The 19,516-nt window shown below is 63.3% G+C and carries 22 protein-coding genes; 12 read left to right on the top strand and 10 right to left on the bottom strand.

Annotated features, from left to right (window positions below; translation table 11 throughout):
- Positions 1-77: 77 nt before the first annotated feature.
- Both A9X00_RS00580 and A9X00_RS00575 read left to right on the top strand, forming a co-directional pair.
- Complete coding sequence (locus A9X00_RS00580) at positions 78-500, top strand: SRPBCC domain-containing protein (RefSeq protein WP_067147662.1); 423 nt, start codon at positions 78-80, stop codon at positions 498-500.
- A 95-nt stretch (positions 501-595) separates the two neighbouring features.
- Positions 596-1,762: a diguanylate cyclase gene (locus A9X00_RS00575; protein WP_067147659.1), complete on the top strand. Its 1,167-nt coding sequence runs from the start codon at positions 596-598 to the stop codon at positions 1,760-1,762.
- On the opposite strand, the gene A9X00_RS00570 is transcribed toward A9X00_RS00575, so the two are convergent.
- Positions 1,750-2,526, bottom strand: a complete 777-nt coding sequence (locus tag A9X00_RS00570) for a sugar phosphate isomerase/epimerase (protein WP_067147656.1) — start codon at positions 2,524-2,526, stop codon at positions 1,750-1,752. The two genes, A9X00_RS00575 and A9X00_RS00570, sit on opposite strands and share 13 nt — an antisense overlap.
- Before the next feature lie 190 nt (positions 2,527-2,716).
- Between A9X00_RS00570 and A9X00_RS00565 the strand changes: the two genes are divergently transcribed.
- Complete coding sequence (locus A9X00_RS00565) at positions 2,717-3,727, top strand: zinc-binding dehydrogenase (RefSeq protein WP_232006627.1); 1,011 nt, start codon at positions 2,717-2,719, stop codon at positions 3,725-3,727.
- 58 nt (positions 3,728-3,785) lie between these two features.
- Here A9X00_RS00565 and A9X00_RS00560 read toward each other — a convergent pair whose 3' ends face one another.
- The 3 genes from A9X00_RS00560 to A9X00_RS00550 form a co-directional block, all read right to left on the bottom strand.
- Positions 3,786-4,604 (bottom strand): alpha/beta fold hydrolase, encoded by an 819-nt coding sequence (locus A9X00_RS00560; protein ID WP_067147653.1) that lies wholly within the window; start codon positions 4,602-4,604, stop codon positions 3,786-3,788.
- A 111-nt stretch (positions 4,605-4,715) separates the two neighbouring features.
- On the bottom strand, positions 4,716-5,282 hold the full coding sequence (locus tag A9X00_RS00555) for a dihydrofolate reductase family protein (RefSeq protein WP_067147650.1): 567 nt from the start codon (positions 5,280-5,282) through the stop codon (positions 4,716-4,718).
- A gap of 209 nt (positions 5,283-5,491) precedes the next feature.
- Positions 5,492-5,947, bottom strand: a complete 456-nt coding sequence (locus A9X00_RS00550; protein WP_067147648.1) for a DUF1942 domain-containing protein — start codon at positions 5,945-5,947, stop codon at positions 5,492-5,494.
- Between the two features lie 312 nt (positions 5,948-6,259).
- On the opposite strand from A9X00_RS00550, the gene A9X00_RS00545 reads away from it, so the two are divergent.
- Positions 6,260-6,868 carry a hypothetical protein gene (locus tag A9X00_RS00545; protein WP_067147645.1) on the top strand — a complete coding sequence of 203 codons (609 nt, stop codon included), beginning with the start codon at positions 6,260-6,262 and terminating at the stop codon, positions 6,866-6,868.
- 27 nt (positions 6,869-6,895) lie between these two features.
- Here the strand turns inward: A9X00_RS00545 and A9X00_RS00540 are convergent, their stop codons facing one another.
- On the bottom strand, positions 6,896-7,723 hold the full coding sequence (locus A9X00_RS00540) for a DUF1906 domain-containing protein (RefSeq protein WP_067147642.1): 828 nt from the start codon (positions 7,721-7,723) through the stop codon (positions 6,896-6,898).
- Positions 7,724-7,883: 160 nt separating this feature from the next.
- Positions 7,884-9,569: a GMC family oxidoreductase gene (locus tag A9X00_RS00535; protein ID WP_067147640.1), complete on the bottom strand. Its 1,686-nt coding sequence runs from the start codon at positions 9,567-9,569 to the stop codon at positions 7,884-7,886.
- 211 nt (positions 9,570-9,780) lie between these two features.
- Here A9X00_RS00535 and A9X00_RS00530 point away from each other — a divergent pair, with 211 nt between their 5' ends.
- Complete coding sequence (locus A9X00_RS00530; protein WP_232006626.1) at positions 9,781-10,149, top strand: hypothetical protein; 369 nt, start codon at positions 9,781-9,783, stop codon at positions 10,147-10,149.
- 354 nt (positions 10,150-10,503) lie between these two features.
- Here the strand turns inward: A9X00_RS00530 and A9X00_RS29455 are convergent, their stop codons facing one another.
- Positions 10,504-10,848: a VOC family protein gene (locus A9X00_RS29455; RefSeq protein ID WP_197515005.1), complete on the bottom strand. Its 345-nt coding sequence runs from the start codon at positions 10,846-10,848 to the stop codon at positions 10,504-10,506.
- A gap of 215 nt (positions 10,849-11,063) precedes the next feature.
- Between A9X00_RS29455 and A9X00_RS00525 the strand changes: the two genes are divergently transcribed.
- From A9X00_RS00525 to A9X00_RS00515, 3 genes are all read left to right on the top strand, one after another.
- Entirely contained in the window at positions 11,064-11,645 is a 582-nt protein-coding gene (locus A9X00_RS00525; RefSeq protein ID WP_067147634.1) for a bifunctional 2-polyprenyl-6-hydroxyphenol methylase/3-demethylubiquinol 3-O-methyltransferase UbiG, read from the top strand.
- A 154-nt stretch (positions 11,646-11,799) separates the two neighbouring features.
- Positions 11,800-12,057, top strand: coding sequence for a CopG family transcriptional regulator (locus tag A9X00_RS00520; protein ID WP_067148079.1), 258 nt, complete (start codon positions 11,800-11,802; stop codon positions 12,055-12,057).
- On the top strand, positions 12,054-12,434 hold the full coding sequence (locus A9X00_RS00515) for a type II toxin-antitoxin system VapC family toxin (protein WP_067148076.1): 381 nt from the start codon (positions 12,054-12,056) through the stop codon (positions 12,432-12,434). The genes A9X00_RS00520 and A9X00_RS00515 overlap by 4 nt, the downstream gene beginning before the upstream one ends.
- Before the next feature lie 873 nt (positions 12,435-13,307).
- Here A9X00_RS00515 and A9X00_RS00510 read toward each other — a convergent pair.
- Positions 13,308-14,159: a helix-turn-helix transcriptional regulator gene (locus A9X00_RS00510; RefSeq protein WP_067147631.1), complete on the bottom strand. Its 852-nt coding sequence runs from the start codon at positions 14,157-14,159 to the stop codon at positions 13,308-13,310.
- Positions 14,160-14,339: 180 nt separating this feature from the next.
- Between A9X00_RS00510 and A9X00_RS00505 the strand changes: the two genes are divergently transcribed.
- Together A9X00_RS00505 and A9X00_RS00500 are read left to right on the top strand one after the other, a co-directional pair.
- Positions 14,340-15,284 (top strand): aldo/keto reductase, encoded by a 945-nt coding sequence (locus tag A9X00_RS00505; protein WP_082974600.1) that lies wholly within the window; start codon positions 14,340-14,342, stop codon positions 15,282-15,284.
- 141 nt (positions 15,285-15,425) lie between these two features.
- On the top strand, positions 15,426-16,421 hold the full coding sequence (locus A9X00_RS00500) for an SDR family NAD(P)-dependent oxidoreductase (RefSeq protein WP_067147628.1): 996 nt from the start codon (positions 15,426-15,428) through the stop codon (positions 16,419-16,421).
- Positions 16,422-16,684: 263 nt separating this feature from the next.
- Here the strand turns inward: A9X00_RS00500 and A9X00_RS00495 are convergent, their stop codons facing one another.
- Positions 16,685-17,377 (bottom strand): TetR/AcrR family transcriptional regulator, encoded by a 693-nt coding sequence (locus tag A9X00_RS00495; RefSeq protein ID WP_067147625.1) that lies wholly within the window; start codon positions 17,375-17,377, stop codon positions 16,685-16,687.
- An 85-nt stretch (positions 17,378-17,462) separates the two neighbouring features.
- On the opposite strand from A9X00_RS00495, the gene A9X00_RS00490 reads away from it, so the two are divergent.
- A complete protein-coding gene (locus A9X00_RS00490) occupies positions 17,463-18,326 on the top strand; it encodes an NmrA family NAD(P)-binding protein (RefSeq protein ID WP_067147622.1) in 864 nt (287 codons plus the stop codon).
- A gap of 222 nt (positions 18,327-18,548) precedes the next feature.
- Positions 18,549-18,695: a hypothetical protein gene (locus A9X00_RS29450; RefSeq protein WP_304441539.1), complete on the top strand. Its 147-nt coding sequence runs from the start codon at positions 18,549-18,551 to the stop codon at positions 18,693-18,695.
- Here the strand turns inward: A9X00_RS29450 and A9X00_RS00485 are convergent.
- On the bottom strand, positions 18,677-19,399 hold the full coding sequence (locus tag A9X00_RS00485) for a hypothetical protein (RefSeq protein WP_067147619.1): 723 nt from the start codon (positions 19,397-19,399) through the stop codon (positions 18,677-18,679). The genes A9X00_RS29450 and A9X00_RS00485 overlap by 19 nt on opposite strands.
- Positions 19,400-19,516: the final 117 nt, after the last annotated feature.

The raw sequence follows: 19,516 nt of genomic DNA, 5'->3' as shown, positions 1-19,516 counted from the left end.
CATGGTTTGTCGGTTCCTGTTACAGGGTAGTCGATATATGACTCAGTCATATATTGCGAGAACAAGGAGGCTCGTCGATGACGTACACAGCCACCGCAGAGGTCTACGTCAACGCATCTGTCGAACGGGTGTGGCAGGCGCTGACGGATCCGGACATCGTGGAGAAGTACTTCTTCGGCACGCGCGTGGAGACCGACTGGAAACCGGGAAGCTCCATCACCTGGTCGGGCGAATACGGTGGAAAGGCCTACGAGGACAAGGGGTCGGTGATCGACGTGCAAGAGCCGCACCTGCTGCGGGTCACGCACTTCAGCCCCATGACCGGCCTGCCCGACAAGCCCGAGAACTACCACACGCTCACCTTCGAACTGGGGTCCACAAATTCAGGCACCCACGTAAAGCTGTCCCAGGACAACAACTCCAGCCCAGAAGAAGCCAGCCGAGCAGAGGCGAATTGGAATTCGATGCTGTCTGGTCTGAAGAGGACCGTCGAGGGATAGCGGGTTCGGAGGCCGGCTCCTCTAACCGCACGCTGTAATATCGTTCGCTGATTTTGGTTCCGCTTTTGCGTTGTGGTCAGCGGCGGTATTTCGGGATGGTCGAGGAGGCGTCGCTAAAGGTGGCTTCGCTGGCCGAGTCCAGAAGTTTCGCGGTGTTTCGCCGTCTTGTCGGTGAATGGTGGAATTCGCCGGTCGACTACGCCGCGCAGGTGCAGTACTTCGCCAAGCGCAGGATGGCAGAAGCCATCCGGGTAATGATCGGGGTGGGCAATGGGCTGACCGTCGTGAATTCCCTGGCGATTCTGCTTCCGTGGGCGGGCCCGGATCGCTTCGTATCTCGGGTCATCGTGGCATTATTCGCGCTCTTGGTACTGTCCTGGGCAATCCGGTGGTGTTGTCGACCATGGCCGTCACTGCCAGCATCGCGCGCGTTCGTCATCTCCTGCGACTTCGGGATCGCCATGCTGGCGTTGTACGAACCCACCTGGCTCTCCGGCTTGTTCGGTTTCAACGCGTTTACGGAACTCTCGGTCTATCTGCTGTTCTTCGACGGACCGAAATTCCTTGCCCTGCATACCCTGTTGATACTGGCGTCGACGGCCGTGTTCGCCATGCGGGCAGCCGCGGAAGCGCACTTCAACGGCGTGCTCTTCGTCGTTAGCATCCTGGTCGCGACGGCACCGGCCCTCGCCGCACCCGTAGGGATTCAGTTCGGAATCCGGACGTTGCGCAATGACGCCAACGAGTCGGTCACCGATCCGCTGACCGGTCTACTCAACCGGCGGGGCCTGCACCTTCACTTCGCCGAGTTGTTGAGCGATCGTCCCTCGAACGGGCACCTGGCCGTGATGGTCGCCGACCTCGACCGCTTCAAAGACATCAACGACACCTTCGGCCATCCGATCGGTGATGACGTCTTGATCCGCACCGCTCGCCAGATCGAATCTGCCGTACGCGGAAGCGCACTGGTCGCCCGAATCGGGGGAGAAGAATTCGTCGTCATCGATGTCACCGAGCCTGGCCACACACAACGAACTGCCGAACAAGTCCGCTGCGCGATCGCCGCGCCGGCCGATCACGCTCCGGTCACCGGCAGCATCGGCGTCACTCATGTCGACCTCGGCACCTTCACCGCACCAGAGACCGACCCCACGGCCCTGCTCGACACCCTTCTTAGTCGAGCCGACCAAGCGATGCTCGACGCTAAACGCAAGGGCGGCAACGTCACAGTCCACATAACGCCCGTCGATCAAGACAATTGAGTCGTCGGACCGCTGGACCAGTACGCGGCGGTCGTGGTGAACAAGCGTCCGACTAGCTCGTCGACCGGGAGGTCGCGCAGCCGAGCGCTGAGCACCTCGACGCTGACCATGCCCTCCCAGCCGCGGTCCAACAGCGTTGCCGCGAAACGGTTTAGCTCGAGAACACCTTCGCCCGGCAGGGCGCGTCGGTGCAGGCTCTCGCGGATCATCCGGTCTTGATGCTCGGGTTCCAGCGCGTCGGTGAACTGCACGTAAGCGATGTCGTCCAGCGGCACCGCCGCCAGATCCTCCCACGTGTTGGAGCTGAAGCAGAAGTGCCACGAGTCAATCAGCAGCCCGGCCCGCGCCATCCCGCCCGCGGCCCGCACGTACTCCATGCCGTCACTGATCGTCGGAATTGCGCCCAGCGGTGTGAATTCCACCGCAATACCCGCACCGGCATCGTCGAAGAGCCTGGCGCAGCGTCGAATTCGCTCGGCCGGCACCTTGTCGGTGAACACCGTCAGCACCCACTCCGCGCCGATAGTCTGCGCGCGGTCGGCCAGCCGCTCGGCACTTGCCATGGTGGCGGATTCGTCGTCGTCGACGATGAAGGCGAGCAATTCATGGCAACGAACTCCGGCCGCGGCATACGCCTCACCGGCGGCCGCGCCGACCCGCTCGGCGTTGATCCCCACTGCGCTGAACCCCGCCGCGCTCGCCGCCGACACCAGGTCGGGCGTCGCGATATCCCACTTGCCGTCGGGCGTCAGACCAAGCTGCACAATCGCAGAACGCTACTCTGGCTGGCGAGCGACGTCTTCTAACGACCGGGCAGCCAAGAATGGCGCGTGCAGTGTCGCCCATCTACGTTTGCAGACACACCAGTTGCCCAAATCGGGGGAGGAACACATGAAAATGCGGGCGGCACGCATGCACGGATACCACGAGCCGTTTCGCTTAGAGGAGGTTCCGGTGCCAGACCCCGCACCTGACGAGGTCCTCGTCAGGGTGGCGGCGTGCGGAATGTGCAGGAGCGACTATCAGCTCATCGACGGATACTTCGCCGCCGCAGCGCCGATGGAGTTCCCGGCTATTCCGGGACACGAGGTCGCCGGCCACGTGGCCGGGCGCGGTTCTGCCGTGCCCGCCGCGGCCGGTTTGTCCGACGGCGATCTAGTCGTGGTCAATCCAGGGTGGGGCGACGGCACGTGCCGGCAGTGTCACGAGGGCAACGAACAGTTATGCAGTGGCACCGGCGGATGGATCGGGTTCGGGCCGCCGGGCGGCTTCGCCGAGTACGTCGCCGTGCCGTACCGCCATCTCATCGCCGTCACGCCAGCTGACGGTCAGAAGCCGGAGATGTTCGCGCCACTGACCGACGCTGGTCTCACGCCTTACCGGGGTATGAAGAAGTTGCGGGATGCCGGCAAGCTCGGACCCGGCCGGACTGTGGTGGTCGCTGGCATCGGCGGGCTCGGCGGCTACGGGGTGCAATATGCGAAGCTGCTCGGCGGCGGTGCGACAGTGGTCGCCTTCTCACGCACGGACGACAAGCTCGCCGTCGCCAAGGCCAACGGCGCAGATCACACCGTCAACACCCGCAGCAAGAGCACCGTCGAGGTGAAGGCCGAGCTGAAGAACCTCACCGGCCGAGGCACGGTGGACGCAATCCTCGACTGTGCCGGGGCCGCGGAGTCGATCGGGCTGGACTTTTCGATCCTCGAGCCAGAGGGTGCCGTCGCTTCCGTGGGCCTGATGGGCACCAAGGTTGAGGTCCCACTGAACGTCATCGTCGGAACGGAATTGTCCTATTTCGGCTCGTTTTGGGGCAACTACAACGACCTGACCGAAGTCCTTGCGCTCGCCGCCGCCGGACATATCAAGCACACCATCACCACCGTGTTACTCGACGACATCAACGACAAGCTTGAGGCGCTCGCCAGCGGGGACGTGGTCGGCCGCCAGGTTGTCGTCTTCGACTGAGAGAAGTCCTCAGCATCGCTGGTTTAACCCCAGCAGGGCAGGATTCCGCTGCTGCCGATCAGGATGCGATGAACGCGAGCAGATCCGGGTTGAGGACATCGGCGTGCGTGGTGAGCATGCCGTGGGGGTAACCGGAATAGCTTTTCAACGCGCCGTTTTGGAGTAGGTCGACCGCTCGGGGCACCGAGCTGGTGAACGGAACGATCTGATCATCGTCGCCGTGCATCACCAGGACGGGAACGGTGATCGTGCGCAGATCCTCGGTGTAGTCCTGCAGCCAGGAAAACACGGTCTCATAGTGCGCCTGGGCGCTGCCGGACATGCCCTGTCGCCACCAGTTCGCGATGACCGCCTCGGACGGCTCCACCCCCGATCGGTTGAATCCGTAGAACGGCCCCTCTGGCACCGCGCGGTAGAACTCCGATCGATTTCCCAAGACACCCGCCCGCACTGCGTCGAACCACTCCGGGGGTTGCCCGCCCGGATTGTCCTGCGTCTGAACCATGTTCGGGGTCGGGGAGGACACCAGTATCGCCTTGGCGACCCGCTCCTGATGGCGCGCCACATAGCGGGCCACTTCGGCGCCGCCGGGGGAGTGCCCAATATGGACGGCCTGGCGAAGGTCGAGCTGCTCGGTCAACGCGGCCAGGTCGGCCACCCAGTGCTCGATGTCATTGCCTGTCCCGACCTGGTCGGATCGGCCATGCCCGCGCCGGTCGTGAGCGATCACCCGATAGCCGTGGTGCAGGAGGAACATCATCTGCGCGTCCCAGTCGTCGGCCGTCAGCGGCCAGCCATGACTGAAAACGATCGGCTGGCCAGAACCCCAATCCTTGTAGAAGATCTCGACACCATCCGATGTGGTGATCGTGGGCATAGTCGTTCCTCTCGCAGTCGCCACGCGGGCGCTCGCCGCGATCGAATGACAGTCAACCGCAAGTCACAAGTTTTTTCCTGCCGGCTTTGCGGCGGTTGAGTGTATTTCCGATCAGTCGTGTTTCGCCTCGTAGCGCAGCAGGACCGTGCCGCCCGGGAAGGCGCGGTTCTCCAACAGTCGCAGCGAGATCCATGACGGCAGCCTCGGGAAGAACGGGATGCCGCCGCCCACGGCGGTGGGTGTGAGCACGATCCGGTATTCGTCTACCAGCCCGGCCCGCACGATCGGTGCGGCCAGGGTCGCGCCGGCCACCTCCAGCCTGCCGTCGGTTTCGGCTTTCAGCTTCGTTACCACCTCGACAGGGTCGCCGCGTTCCAGGCGGGAATTCCAGTCGACGGACTCGAGGGTGCGCGAGAACACGACCTTCGGCATGGCGCGCCAGATGTGGGCGAAGTCGATGATCAGGGGGGTGGCGTCCGGGGCCTCGTCGGCGGTCGGCCAGTACGCGGACATCAGTTCGTAGAGCCGCCGGCCGTAGAACGCCAGGGCGGTCTCACGCTCGAAGTCGTTCCAGTACTGGTGCAGTTCTTCGCTCGGATCGGACCAGTCGATTTTGCCTTGTGCGTCGGCGATGTACCCGTCCACCGACACGTTGAAGCCATAGATGAGTTTGCCCATACAGATCAGACTGCACGGGAGGGCAGAACTCATCGCGACCCCACCGGGATATTGTCAGATCGTTGTGGATGGGCGAACGTCAGCCGGACCCGTTGTATCCGACTTTGGCGGTTAACAACAACGGTTAAACCATTGCACCGCAGCATATTTCGCCGAGCGGAGCATTTTTCGGCAAAACTGGATGCGGCGGAGGTACCCGAGTCGGGTTGCTAGCCTTTCCAGACGACCTTGTCAGTGCCTCCGGCATCCCGGTATACAACACTGTCCGGGTTCGTACCGTTGCGAACGTCGAAGTAGATGCGCCCCTTAACAGGGGTGCCCAGGGGGAGTGGCCCCTCAGGAAGGCCGTCGGTCTGGTTGCCCTTCATCACCGCGAATGTGGAGCTGTTGACGGCCCGAGCGTTGAAGTCGGCAATGTTCGGAGTCGCGTTACCGCTCACCCCTGTGGCGGTGACGTCGGAGTACCAGATACCGTCGTTGTGGCCGCTGGGCTGCAGGTTGCTTACGGTGTAGTCGATGGTGCCACCATTACTGGAAAGCTCTGCCATCTGTCCGAACTGCAGCACTTGCGGATCGGCCAATGCCGGTGTCGCTGCGAGGATTCCGGCCGCCGCCAATGCGGCCGTTGCCGCCGCTGTTTTCGATGCAATGTATGAGAATGCCACGTCGGGCTCCCTTCGTGATGTGCCGGCTATCCAGGAGCGGCAGCTGGATTGAGGTCTATCCACAGCTCGGACTTTCAAACCATCGATGCGATGTCACGCAACGAGCCGCGAGCCCACGGTGGAGTTCAATCGAGCACCGGTGATGCGTACCCAGGTGCTCTGCCTTGGCGGCTATGACCGCGTCGTAAGGTCGTTCGGAGCTACGACGACCGCGGCCGCCTGCGCCACTCAAATGGTTCGGTCGTGGTCCCGGGGGGCGGGGAGGTCGGCCGCAAGTTGACATAAGGCACAGGAATACGGAGGGGAAAGCTCATGAGAACATTCACAAAGCGTCGCGCGACAGTCGTCGGCCTGGCCGCCGTCGCGCTGATCGCTGGGGGCTGCGGCAACGCCAAGAGCGGCGACGCGGCGGCACCGCCGAAGGCCGCGGTGAGTGGAACGTCCACGTCCAACGCCCCAGCGCCGCCCCCGGAGGTGAAGCTGGTCGGGGAGCGCGGCGTCGAGGTGACTCTGACCGGCCCGATCGCTGCCAAGTACTCGTCGGCAACCCAGAGTCAGAGGGACGCGCTCGGCAAGCCACTGACGGGCGACCGCAACGCGGGCACCCGGGACAGCGGGGTGGTGTTCCAGCAATTCCAGGGCGGCGCGATCACCGCCAAGAACAACCAGGCCGGCACGCCCGCGTACATCATCCTGGGCAAGATCCGAGAGGCCTGGAATGTCCCACGCGGGCCGGACGGCACGCCTGAGGTAACCGGCACCAACGGCTCGGCAGGTCCGCTCGGTGTGCCCACCAGCGACGTGAACACCGTCGGCGATCTGCAGGTGGCGACCTTCGAGCACGGCAAGATCGAATTCACCCCGACGACCGGCCAGGTGGCGGTGACGGTGAACGGCAAGGTCGTGCCATCCGGGCTTTAGCTCGAGTTGCGGGCAGCGATCTCGCCACTACCGCACATCGCCACTGGGATGGCCCGCATGGAGGTTCCACTGGCCGCAATCGGCAGCTAGGACGTCGTTGACGTCGACTTCGAGCCCGCCGACCTTCGGCCCCGGATTGGACGCGGTGCTCACGACGCGCTGGTAGAGAACAGCGGCGGGGTGGACCTGGTTGCCGGACCAGGCTCGAGTTTGCCACGCCCAGCGGCGACCAGGTGTGCTCGAAGACCCGATAACGCCATCGGCCGCGGCCCACTCACACACCCTGAGGCCGCCGTAAACCCCCGTGCGTTGAACCCCCAGAACCGAGTTGATTCCGCGAAACCACTGCAGCGCGGTGCGATTCCAGGTGTCGCGATTGATGTCCTCGTCGATGGTGAAGAAAATCGGTGCACCCTCGCTGCCGCCCGCGGCGGTGTGCAGCTGCCAGGCGGTGCGCGCGTCCGCGACGCCGCCGGCGTAGCCGCGCGTGAAGTCCGACGGCGCCGACCCACCTGGTTTGCCGTATTGGTAGTTGCTGACGATGACCAGGCCTGCGGCTTTCAATGAGTCGGCGTAGGGCCGAGTGATCGGCTTGGCGCCAAACGATGAGCCGGGACGCGACTCCGAAACGTAGTTGACCACCCCGCTATAGCCGGCAGCTCGAATCTGCTGCGCAGGAATTTGGCGCGCGGCGAAGTCGATCAGTTGGGGAGGAGCGGCGGCGGCCGCCGTAGGCAGACCGCAGGCTACCGATGCGGCAGCCAGACCGGCCAACGCTGTTGCGTAGCGCAGCGCGTCGCGCCGGGAGACCGTTTGCAGTCGCACATCGCCGGGCGGCGGGAGCAAACTGTGCATCGCGCGATGTTAACGATGTGACTGTTGTTACCGATAGAGCTGCGCTAGCCGAAACGCGGTTGCATTCCCAAATGGATACCGAACGGTGACCGTTCGGCTATGACCCACGGCCGCCCGCCGGCGAAATGACTCGGCGTGCAGGGTAATTGGACTAGTCGACTTATCCCACAATCGCCCGCGCCGCGCGCTCTGCGACGAGCATGACCGGCGCGTTGGTGTTGCCGGAAATGATGGTGGGCATGGCCGACGCATCGACCACTCGAAGTCCGGCGACCCGGTACACGCGGCAGTCGGTGTCGAGCACCGTGGCGGCGGAACGCGGCCGCCCGCGGGCGTCGAAGGCTCCCATCGCGCAGGTGCCCACGGGATGGAAAATGGTCGTACCGAGTTCACCGGCCGCCTTCTGCAGCTCTTCATCGCTCACCCGTTGCGGGCCTGGTAATAACTCCTGCGGGCGATAGCGGGCCAGAGCCGGCGCCGCCATGATCTGCCGGGTCATGCGGAGGCCCCGCACGGCGATTCGACGATCGGCGTCAGTCGACAGGTAATTGCAGAAGATCTTCGGGTAGGTCAGGGGATCTGCACTGGCTATGCGCACATGGCCTCGCGAGGTGGGTCGCAGATTGCAGACCGACGGAGTGATCGCTGAGAAGGGGTGCAGGGGTTCGCCGAACTTCGGTAACGACAAGGGTTGCACATGCCACTCCAGATCGGCACTTTGCAGCGCGGGATCGCTCTTGGCGAAAGCCCCTAGCGTCGACGGCGGCATCGTCATGGGTCCCGATCGCAACAGAAGGTACTGAAGTCCCATGCCCGCGCGGGTGATCCAGTTCCGGTACAGCGTGTTGACGGTCCGGGCGCCCCGGACTCGGTAGATCGTCCGAATCTGCAGGTGGTCCTGAAGGTTTTCGCCGACGCCTGGCAGATCGACCGCCACCGGCACTTGATGCTGGGCAAGCAGGTCGGCGGGGCCCAGACCCGAGACCTGCATGAGATGCGGTGAGCCAATAGCTCCTGCGCTCAAGATCACCTCGTGGCGGGCCTTGACGTCGACGAGGTGGCCACCCCTGAGCAGGCGCAGGCCTGTGACGCGCTGCTGCGCCGTGGTCCAGGCACCGCGACGCTGATCCTCGTGGACCTGGTCGTCCATCAGTAGCCGCAAGGCTTGGGTTTGCTCGTAGACGGTGAGGTTCGGCCGGTGGGCGATGGGATGCAGGAAAGCATCGGCCATCGACCAGCGACGGCCACGCCGTTGGGTGACGTGAAAGTACGCAGAACCGGCATTGACGCCCCGGTTGAATTCATCGATCGGGGCGATGCCCACCTCGGCAGCGGCGGCCTGCCAGGCGTCCAAGATCTTCCAGCGCACGCGCGGGCGCTCGACACGGATCTCGCCACCGGTGCCGTGCCAGTCGTCGGCTCCGCCGAAGTAGTCCTCCAACTTTTTGTAGATCGACAGCGTCTCGCCTGGACTGTCGGGGCCGCCCCAACGCCATCGCTCGTCACCGGTGGCCCGTGCCCACAGGTCGTAATCGCTGGCCTGGCCGCGCATGTGGATCATGGCGTTGATCGACGAGCAGCCGCCGATCACGCGGCCGCGCGCGTAGTGAATGCTGCGGCCGGCCAGGCCCGGGTCGGCCTCGGTCGTGTAGCACCAGTCGGTGCGGGGATTGGCGATGGTGTACAGGTAACCGACCGGCACCTTGATCCAGAACCAGTCGTCTTTGCCGCCGGCCTCGATGAGGAGCACACGGCGATCACGGTTGGCGCTGAGCCGATTGGCGAGCAGGCAGCCTGCACTGCCTGCTCCCACGATGATGAAGTCAAATTCGGCGACCGGGCTCATTTCCGGTATCGGTCCTCCATAGCGTCGGATGCGAGTCCTAGTGTGCGCGATGACCACCACATCTCGTCGAGGAATGATCGGCCTTGACCCTGCACGTTGTCTTCGACATCTGAAACTGTTGTGGCACATGTGAAACCGCGTTCCGAAACTTGCGTCGCGATGGCAGGTCGACGGCGGCTCACTCCCAAGTGTGCGAGCACGATTGTGTGCTGTGACCGTTAAGGATCGTTACCGCAATCGTGATCTGGCACTCGTATCTTTGGAATTACCAGAAAATCGAAGGTTTCGACCTCCCGAAAACGCCTATCGGCGTCCGCAAGCCTGGGGGACTGATATGACCACCGCAATCGCCGCGCACAACCCAGTTGACATAGACGCGGCCGACGGGCGTGACGATCTCTTGTTGGCGGTCGCAAATATGAACGCCGTTGGCCGTCGAAGGGACACCATTCTCGTCGCATCGAGACCGCAGTGGCGACTGACGGAAGAAGAGATCGTGCGCGCAGCGGTCGCGGTGATTTTGGTGGCTCTAGTAACGGTGATTGGCGTCGCCGCAGGGACCATCTTCACAATGGGTTAACAGCGGATACGGCACGGACGGCTTGGCCCGTCGCACTTCGACGACCGCCAGCCAGGTGCGCGATCGGGTGGCCAGGAACACCTCCCGCACCGCCTTCGAGAACTCCCCACCAGTGTTGGCCTCGGCCCATTGCACCGACCCGCGATGAGCCCGCGGCGTTTTCGGAGCTGGGTATGTAGGTCCTTGTCCGGCGAGACGGGCAATGGTGACTCGCCGCCAAAATACCCCGATACGTCCCGGTGCGGGAGTTGTCGTCAAGTCCTGTGGATGGGGGTTTCGGGCGACCTTTGCCGGATTGGTCTAGCGAAACAGGCAAAACGGATGGCCGGCTGGATCGACCATTACGCGTACTTCTTACTGCGGTTGTGCATCGGCGAGCCGGGCGCCGCATTCGACGGCCCACTCGACGGCGGCGTCGAGGTCTGTCACCCAGATGTCGAGATGTTGGGTGGCGATTTGCCGTCCTGACCGTGCCGGCCATACCGGAGGTTCCCAGCACTTTTCAAACTCGAAGTTCAGCGTCAGTGTCGGCGTCTTGATCTGACCCCATCCGGCATTATCGGGTTCATCCTCACGGGGCGGGTCGGAATGGGTCACCTCCACACCCAGGACGCGGGCGTAGAAGGACGCCAGCTCACGCGGATCCGGTGCAGCGATCGTTATCGACGTTGCTCTTAGTTCCACTCGTTCGGCGGCCACAGAACCAGCCTACGAGCCAGGCCTCCTGAGCATCGTGAACTACTGCGAGCCTGCCAGCGCGCCCACGCCGCCTCCACTTTCACGCCACCTGCCGAGACAATCCACAGGTTCTGATCAGTGCTCCCCAGTGGGGAGGCGTGAGGGTACTCCCGAAACATGCTGCCGGAGAGGAGCTTCCGCACGTACCACCCGAACTCGCTTGATATGTTGGCGACATGGTAGATCGATCGAATGGATACGAGGGCGTCGCTGCCGAGTTCATAAGCGTTCGATCGACGACCATCGGGGTAACAAGGGTCCGCGACTGGGCCAAAACGCTTCCACGGGGCGGCACGGTCGTCGACATTGGTTGCGGTCCCGGCGTTCCCATCACTGAGGTCTTGGTGGCCGAAGGACTGAACGTCTATGGCATTGACGCCGCGCCATCTTTCGTTCGAGCATTCCGACGCAATCTCCCAGACATACCCGTTGCTTGCGAACCCGTCCAAGAATCGAACTTCTTTGACCGAACCTTCGATGGTGTCTTGGCATGGGGGGTCATGTTTTTGCTATCGCCCGAGGATCAGCGACGACTCATCCAAAGTATGGCTGACATTCTGGTGCCGGGCGGCAGACTACTTTTCACCTCCCCATCCGAAGTCGGGTTTGGCGATGACGCGCTGACGGGACGAGAGACCCGTTCCCTCGGAGCCGAGGAGTACCGGCGCCAGCTCTCAGCGGTTGGACTGTCCGTCGCTAGTGAGTACGAGGATGAAGGCCAAAACCACTACTTCGATGCCTTTAAGGCACCTCGTTGACGCCGCATATTCCGCAGCGACACTCGTGCGTAGCCCGCAGAGCGTCGTACTCGTCAGGGCTGATCCGATATTCCTTCCAGAGTTGAGCTCACTTAAATATCCGATGGTCTCGGTGCGACGGGTGGACCGGCAAACATGGTGCATGTTCTGGTGTATGAAACGCACCAACATCTACCTCGATGAGGAGCAGACAGCCAGTCTCGACAAGTTGGCCGAGCAACAGGGTGTTTCGCGTGCCGAGCTCATCCGCCAACTGCTTGACAGGGCCCTCAACAACGCCGACGACAATCTCGAATCTGACTTGAATGCGATTGACGAGTCGTTCGGTGCGCTCCGTGATGTGGAATTGCCTGATCGTCGTCCCGGCAGCCGTGAAGAGCACCTCGACCGGATGTGGCGCCGCACCTCGTGATCCTGGTCGACTCGGACATCCTCATCGCTCACCTTCGCGGTCTGGACGCGGCGCGAGCCTGGCTCGTCGAAGCTCGAGGGGAAGGGCCTATAGCGATCAGCGTGGTGTCGATCGCCGAGCTCGTCGGTGGGATGCGCAGCGCGGAGCGTCGCGAAGTTTGGCGGCTGCTGGCGTCGTTTCGCACCGAGCCGGCCACTGAGATCATCGCGCGCCGGGCCGGCGACTTCAGGCGGCAATACGGGGCGAGTCATTCCAGCATTGGCTTTGGTGACTATCTGATAGCTGCAACTGCTGACGTGAAGGGATATCAGCCGGCGACGTTGAACGTGAAGCATTTCCCGATGTTCAAGAACCTGCGGCCGCCATTCACCCTTTGAGTGAGTTGACCACAGCCAGTGGCGGGAGAGCATCGGATGACCGCTTCCTCGGGGATTGGTGTCATGTACGCAAATCCGGGGCGGGCACCGACACGCTTTACCCGACATAATGTCGCTTATCGGTAAATACTGATGCGAGTTGCATTAGATGAAAGTGCTCGCACTCCTTGACGATTGGCCGATCTGAGCACGTCACGGCCCTGACTCTTGTGTACTCGATTATCGACACGCTTCTATACATCGGTTGTACATACGCCGCGGAATGAATTACTCGCGCGCCAGGCGAAACCTTGAGCGACCCCCGCGGGCCGGCCACATAGCCGGTGGTCGACCAACCTTCCTCCCTCTCCCCGCATCGCTAGCAATACGTCACTGTGACGAATTACCGTGGGCGGCTTAGCTTTCCGACCAATGTGTTGAGTGGGCCGTTAGGTCGGCAACGGACCCAAAGCTGACCGCTTGCCGCTCTTTGGATGGCCGCCGATATGGCTGGTCGCTCGCAACTCGCCGGCCCTTCACGCATCTCCAACAGCCATGTAAAACTCGCACCCCTTGAACACGCATCGGTACCAATTGCATGCGGGTTGCATTAGATGAAAAGAGTCGCACCCCTTAATGATTCTCTGATTTTCGCTGTTGTTCTGTGCCGGCGCACTACGGATGAGCTGCACCGAGAGCATGGATCTGAGCCGCCGCGGTAGACCGGACAGACGTTCGCAGCCGTGTCCATCGCTTGGGTTGTGTGGACGGCGAGGCGCCCCACCCTCCCCTGCGCACCTCTATTAAAACGTCACAGTGACCAATGGGCTTGGGTCGCAGCCGCGGTGAGGTGTTCGGTGCGTGTAGGGGAAGCCCTCCGGTTCGTACCGGCGGTCAGTTGGGCACATCCATGCGCTGGGTGCCGACGACGGCCAACAATTGCAGCGCTTCCTCGGAGCGGGAGCCCGGCTCGGCGGTGTAGATGACAATTCGTTGGTCTCGGTCAGCGACATCCAGCACATCGCAATTGACGGTGACCGCACCGACAGACGGATGTGTGAAGGTCTTACACAGAACGGTCGGCCGAACGACGTCCCGAGTAGCCCACAGGCGGGCGAATTCCTCACTGCCGGCCAGTAATTCGGATACTAACTCGCCTACCTCCGGATCATCCGGGTAGCGGGCGGCGGCGGCACGCAGGTCATGAACGCTTGCCAGGGCGAACTCTTCGGAATCGGAGAGACCGTACAAGCGTTGTCCGGCCCGGTGTGGCCCGAGGAACAGACGGCGGACGAGGTTGCGGTCGCGTCGCGGCAGTGCAGAGAAGTCCTCCATCAGGGAGCAAGCCAGATCGTTCCAGGCGATCACCTCGTGCGTTGCGGAGGTAACGATCGCAGCTGCCTGAGGCAACCGCTGCAGCAGGTCGAGGATGCTCTGGCGCACCTCGCGAGGCGGTGCGGTCGGCGGGGCCGGCTCGGTATCGGCGAGCCTGTAGAGATAGGTGCGTTCCACGTCGGACAGTCGCAGTGCCCGAGCGAGGCCGGAAAGGACCTCGCGCGAGGGACACCGTGCGCGGGCCTGTTCCAATCGCGTGTAGTACTCGACGGAGATGTAGGCCATCCTCGCCACCTCGTCTCGTCGCAGTCCTGGAGTGCGTCGGCGCGAGCCGACGGGCAAGCCCACGTCGGCGGGGTTGATGCGTTCACGCCGACTGCGCAGAAACGCGCCGAGCTCACGCCGGTCCATCCCTCCATTGTGCGTCGGGAGCCGCCGACAGCCAGGTACCGAGAGTGCCTGGATCCGCGCAACGACCACACGCACGGTGAAGCTAGGGACGGACCACGGCGCTCCGGGCCATTGAAGTCCGTGCGGGAACGACTCACCGGGCCGCCGACGAGGAATCTGACCAGCAAGAGGGGTGAAATCATGAGCGAATCGATCCTGACGGTTCTAGGTGAAGATCGGATCGGCTACGGCGCGATGCAGCTGGCGGGCTCCGGCGTGTGGGGTAACCCCACTGATGTCGACGGCGCAGTCGCGGTTCTTCGGGCGGCGGTCGACGCCGGCGTTCGTTTCTTCGACACCGCCAACGCCTACGGCCCCCGGACGGTGAACCAGCTGATCGCGCGGGCGTTGCACCCCTACCGCGACGACCTGATCATCGGTAACAAAGTCGGGGCGACGCGCGGGCAAGACGGGTCGTGGATCAGCGACAACACTCCGGATACGTTGCGCCGCCAGGTGCGTGAAGCACTCGACGATTTGCGCACCGACGTAAGTGAGCTGACGTATCTGCGCCTGGGGGGCGACGGTCAAGCCCCGCCCTCTGATGTTCCGCTTGAGGAGGCGCTCGGCGCGCTCGTCGAGCTGCGTGATGAGGGAGTGATCCACCGGATCGGCCTCTCTGGTGCCACGCCGGACCAATTGCGGCAGGCCCAACACGTGACACCGGTGGCCGCCGTCCAGAACAGGTTCAACCTCCTGGATCGCAGTGGGGTCGAGGTGCTGGCAGACTGTGAGGCTCAACGGATTCCGTTCGTCCCGTACTTTCCATTGGCATCCGGCTTGCTGCAGGAACGTGCGCTCGAGCCCCCTGCGCGCCGACTAGATGTGTCGCCCACCCAAGTGGCGCTGGCGTGGATGCTGCGCAGGTCCCCTGCCTTGGTGCCGATTCCGGGCACTTCCAGCGTGCAGCACCTGCACGAGAACGTTGCCGCCGCCGCGATCGCCGCCCGCCTCACCGACGACGAGGTGGCCGCCCTCACGGCACTCGCCGACGAATCCAGGGCGCGCTTGGCCCAGCCACATCCCTCCACCCGCGAGGCACTGCAGGGGCTTGCCGCTGCAGTGAAACCAACGCACGATTCGTGAGTCCCCCAGAGTTACACCGGCGACAGCTCGAGCACCGGAGATCTGCGGTGGACCCTCATCTCTACAGCCTCCTGTGAATGTCGCCGACTTGTCACCCCGCCAGGAAATGTCTCAGTAGCGCGAGTCCTCGAGGAAGAAAACATGATTCACGACCACAACCAGCATCCCCTTGGAACAGGTTTTACCGCGTCCTCGACGGCTGATGAAGTACTGCAAGGCATCGACCTGACGGGAATGAATGTCGTTGTGACCGGAGGGCACTCAGGGATCGGCCTGGAAACGACTCGCGCGTTGAGCAAGGCGGGCGCGTGCGTGACCGTCGCCGCCCGCCGTCCGCAACGAGCGCTGGCCGCCGTGGCCGACATGGCCCATACCGAAGTCAGCCCGCTGGACCTGATGGACCCCGCATCGATCGACGCCTTCACCGGCCGCTGGCTCGATTCCGGTCGGCCGCTACAGATCTTGATCAACAACGCTGGACTGCCCGCTCCCCGCGACGTCATGCGAGACGCGCGGGGGTACGAGGCACAGTTCGTGACGAATTACCTCGGACACTTTCAACTCACACAAGGCCTTCGGCCCGCGTTGCATGCCGCCCACGGCGCCCGCGTAGTGAACGTGACCTCTGGAGCCCAACGATTCGGCAACATCCGTTGGCATGACCCTCATTTCATCACCGGATACGACCCGCTGGTTGCCTACGCGCAGTCCAAAACCGCCGCTGTGCTCTTCGCCGTCGAGTTGGACCGTCGCTGGGCTGCCGAGGGGATTCGCGGATATGCCGCACACCCCGGTGTTGTCGTCGGTACCGGCCTCAACAGCGCAGCGGGCGAGCAACAGCTGCGCGCTAGCGGCCTCATCGACGAAGCTGGGCGGCCGATCATCAACCCCGCCACCGGACGAAAGACTCCACCACAGGGCGCCGCCACCATCGTGTTCGCGGCGACCAGTCCGCTTCTCGGCGAGGTCGGCGGGGTTTACCTGAAGGACTGCGATATCTCGCCGCTGATCGCGGAAGACTTGCCCATGACCTCCGACCCGGATGTAGACATTCCCGCTGACGTCGCACCACATTCGATCGACCCGAGGGCAGCTCGGCGACTCTGGCAACTCAGCGAGCAATTGCTCGCAAGATAATCGCGCGGCTGATGTCAGACGTTTGACGCAGTGGGATCGCAGTGAAGTGGGCCAAGCTTGGGGTCGCCCTCGTCCGCGCCGGCGCCATGTTCCACAAAGCCAAACTCCCGCAACGACGCACCGACATCACACCCGAACGATCAACGGCCACGCCTGAAACGACCGGATTTCGTCTGAATCTCACCGATCCACATGTGTATTGACAAGTCCGTTTGCATAGCGGGTTGGATGACGTTGTTCACGCAGGCGCCGGGCAATCGGTATTACGCGTTGGCGACGCGGTCGAGCCATTCACGCATGAGCGTGCGCTCGGCCGGACTGAGGACAGCCAGCGCATCGTCGTCAGCCTTGAGACGAAGTGCCGCCGCTCTCGTACCTTGGTCTGCACGGTCCCCGATGTCGATCAGAATGGCGGTGGCAAGCGCTTGCCAGGCGACGTCCGCAAGCTCGGCGTCGCGGTCTTGCTCGGGGATTTCGATGAGCGCGAGCGTAACGCCGACTCCGATTGCGTGAACAAGTGCAACGGCCCTGTGTTCCGGAACGCGGAGCCGCCCGGCAAGCGCCACCCTATGGATGCGTTCCCAAAGGACGGCGATTCCCCTCTCTTCGGTCGCGGATCGGGGACGTAATGGGTCGGACATGATCGCGGTCAGGCCGGGATTGGCCGTCCCGAATCGGATATGGGCTGCGAACGATTCACTGAGGTCCTCGACCGGATCGACGTCAGTGCGAACACGTTTCGCATCGATGTAGGCCGCGAATGCCCGCTCTGCGACAGCTTCGAGCAGGCCGTCTTTATCACCGAACAGCCGGTAGATCGTCGGCGCTTGCACCCCGGCAGCTGCCGCCACCGCCCGCGTGCTCACCGCGCTCGGCCCACCTTCGGCGAGCAGTTCAGTCGCGACACCGACAATGTGGTCTCGCGTCTGCTCGCGGCGGGACCGCTCGGCTTTCATGGATATCAACGATAGCAGTCAACTGTTATCGATGTTCATATCAGTGATACGGTAAATATGATTCCATCGATAACGAGGGGCGCAAATGATCGTCATCACCGGTGCCACCGGCGCCTTCGGGTCCGCCGTCGTCCAAGAGCTGCTCCGCAAGATCCCCGCGGGCGAGCTGTCCGTGAGCGTCCGTGACCCGCAAAAAGCCGCCGAGCTTGCCGAGCGCGGCGTCCGTGTCCGCCGTGGCGACTTCGGCGACCCGGCATCGCTTGCCGCGGCGTTCGAGGGCGCCGATCGAGTGCTCGTGACATCCGTGAATTCTCTCGGCGAGGAAGCAGTGGCACAGCACACCGCGGCCGCCAGGGCGGCCGCGGAGGCCGGCGCCGGTCGCATCTTCTACACCGCGCACCAGAACACCGCGTTGGATTCCCCCTTTGCAGCGGCCCCCGATCACGCGGCCACGGAGGAGCGCCTCGCGCAGATCGGCGCGCCGTGGACCTCACTACGGAACGGTTTCTACGCCCACACCGTCGGACACCCGGTGCATGGCGCCGCCGAAGCCGGCGAGCTCGCGCTGCCTGAGGACGGCCCGGTGTCTTGGACCGCGCGCGAGGACCTCGCTGCCGGTGCCGCAACCCTCGTTGCCGCCGGGTTCGCGGGAAACGACGGCCCGTGCTTCGACGGTCCGACACCGCCGCTCACCGCCGCAGAAGCAGTCACTTTCGACGACGTCGCCGAGATGATGTCCGCTATCACTGGAAAAACGATCCGGCGCGTCACCATCGACGATGAGGACTGGGTGCAGCGAATGATCGGCTCCGGCACGCCTGAACCAGCGGCCCGTTTGCTGCTCGGACTGTTTCAGGCGGCTCGCCGCGGTGACTTCGCGACCACCGACCCGACGCTGAGCGAACTCATCGGCCGGCGACCCCAGACCATCCGCGCAACCCTCGAATAAACTGGTGGGCCACTGCGAACCGCATTACGGGTTCGGTATGGCGCCTCGACGATCTCGGCGCTGTACAACGACGCGAAATGCGGTGCCCCATGCGCTGCGAGTCCAAACCCCGTCGCCGCGCGCCGCTCACGCGTCCGGCGACTGAAACCACGCTTGGCAGCCGGAGATCAACCGGCCAATGTCTGCCTGACCGAACCGATATCACGCAGATTTCATCAGTGCATGAGTGATGTGCTGATCCGCGACCTACCACATGATGTACTGGCCGGCCTGGACGCACGAGATGCTGAACCGGGTTTGTCGCGCATTGAGCACATTCCTCGGCGCGTCGCTCAGGATCTCGGAATGCTTTACACCACAGGCGAATAACGGATGTCCGAGAAGCGCAAGTGCACGAGGAGTTGATCCCACTGGGTCTGTCCTCGGTCATCGCGGAGATAGGCGCGTCGTGTGGTGGGCACGTTGATACCTTGAGCGTTGACGTAGTCACTTGCATAGTGGTTCACCTGAACACCGCCTGCGATGTCGACGCGGTACTGGTGGAGCTTCAGCAGCCGATCAGCGTCGAAGAAGAACTGCTGTTCGCGGCTGTGCGTATGGATGTTTCGCGGAAACGTCACGCCGACGCCTTGGAGCAGTTCGCCATCGATGTCAACCGGCTTAATTTCGTGTGTGCTGATCTCCGGCAGCGTCAGCAGGAACGGCAGATTGAGGTAGTTCCATAACGCATACGCGCCGAAAAACCCCCGCTGCAGCGCATTCCACGGGGTGGAGAATTCGTGGCCGGCGAAACTTTCTCGGATGTGCTCATCCTCGACTAGTACGGTTCCGTCGTCAGACACAACCGCAAGCCGTTGTGGCGTCAGCTCGACGGACGGCGCTGTGGCTCCCGGTTTCAGCGACGCCCATACCTCCTGTGTGGCCACTGCGAATTGGAGTGGCGGAGGTGGGTAGGTCGCTAGCTTCGTCTCGAAGAGAATGCCGCGACTTTCGAGCGTGCCCTGTGCCCGCGTCATCTGCTGCCAGCGCAGAAGTCCACCATGCGCGTCCAAGGCCTCATCCAGCACTGCCATCGTCGCCCTTCCTTGCCAAGTCCCTGCCGGGGACTCTGACTATAGAGTTCTATACTTAGCTATCGATCGATTCGGCAACGCGGGATGACCGACGACACACGCTCCACTCCTTCCGTG

It is taken from the genome of Mycobacterium sp. 1245805.9, assembly GCF_001672915.1.
Classification (GTDB): domain Bacteria; phylum Actinomycetota; class Actinomycetes; order Mycobacteriales; family Mycobacteriaceae; genus Mycobacterium.
This window is presented reverse-complemented; position numbering and strand designations above follow the sequence as displayed.

What these genes read in the sequence shown, in the direction of transcription:
- A9X00_RS00580 (WP_067147662.1), top strand. Translation starts at nt 78, where the DNA reads ATGACGTACACAGCCACCGCAGAGGTCTACGTCAACGCATCTGTCGAA.
- A9X00_RS00575 (WP_067147659.1), top strand. Translation starts at nt 596, where the DNA reads ATGGTCGAGGAGGCGTCGCTAAAGGTGGCTTCGCTGGCCGAGTCCAGA.
- A9X00_RS00560 (WP_067147653.1), bottom strand. Translation starts at nt 4,604, where the DNA reads ATGCCCACGATCACCACATCGGATGGTGTCGAGATCTTCTACAAGGAT.
- A9X00_RS00555 (WP_067147650.1), bottom strand. Translation starts at nt 5,282, where the DNA reads ATGGGCAAACTCATCTATGGCTTCAACGTGTCGGTGGACGGGTACATC.
- A9X00_RS00545 (WP_067147645.1), top strand. Translation starts at nt 6,260, where the DNA reads ATGAGAACATTCACAAAGCGTCGCGCGACAGTCGTCGGCCTGGCCGCC.
- A9X00_RS00540 (WP_067147642.1), bottom strand. Translation starts at nt 7,723, where the DNA reads ATGCACAGTTTGCTCCCGCCGCCCGGCGATGTGCGACTGCAAACGGTC.
- A9X00_RS00535 (WP_067147640.1), bottom strand. Translation starts at nt 9,569, where the DNA reads ATGAGCCCGGTCGCCGAATTTGACTTCATCATCGTGGGAGCAGGCAGT.
- A9X00_RS00525 (WP_067147634.1), top strand. Translation starts at nt 11,064, where the DNA reads ATGGTAGATCGATCGAATGGATACGAGGGCGTCGCTGCCGAGTTCATA.
- A9X00_RS00520 (WP_067148079.1), top strand. Translation starts at nt 11,800, where the DNA reads ATGAAACGCACCAACATCTACCTCGATGAGGAGCAGACAGCCAGTCTC.
- A9X00_RS00510 (WP_067147631.1), bottom strand. Translation starts at nt 14,159, where the DNA reads ATGGACCGGCGTGAGCTCGGCGCGTTTCTGCGCAGTCGGCGTGAACGC.
- A9X00_RS00505 (WP_082974600.1), top strand. Translation starts at nt 14,340, where the DNA reads ATGAGCGAATCGATCCTGACGGTTCTAGGTGAAGATCGGATCGGCTAC.
- A9X00_RS00500 (WP_067147628.1), top strand. Translation starts at nt 15,426, where the DNA reads ATGATTCACGACCACAACCAGCATCCCCTTGGAACAGGTTTTACCGCG.
- A9X00_RS00495 (WP_067147625.1), bottom strand. Translation starts at nt 17,377, where the DNA reads ATGAAAGCCGAGCGGTCCCGCCGCGAGCAGACGCGAGACCACATTGTC.
- A9X00_RS00490 (WP_067147622.1), top strand. Translation starts at nt 17,463, where the DNA reads ATGATCGTCATCACCGGTGCCACCGGCGCCTTCGGGTCCGCCGTCGTC.
- A9X00_RS29450 (WP_304441539.1), top strand. Translation starts at nt 18,549, where the DNA reads ATGAGTGATGTGCTGATCCGCGACCTACCACATGATGTACTGGCCGGC.
- A9X00_RS00485 (WP_067147619.1), bottom strand. Translation starts at nt 19,399, where the DNA reads ATGGCAGTGCTGGATGAGGCCTTGGACGCGCATGGTGGACTTCTGCGC.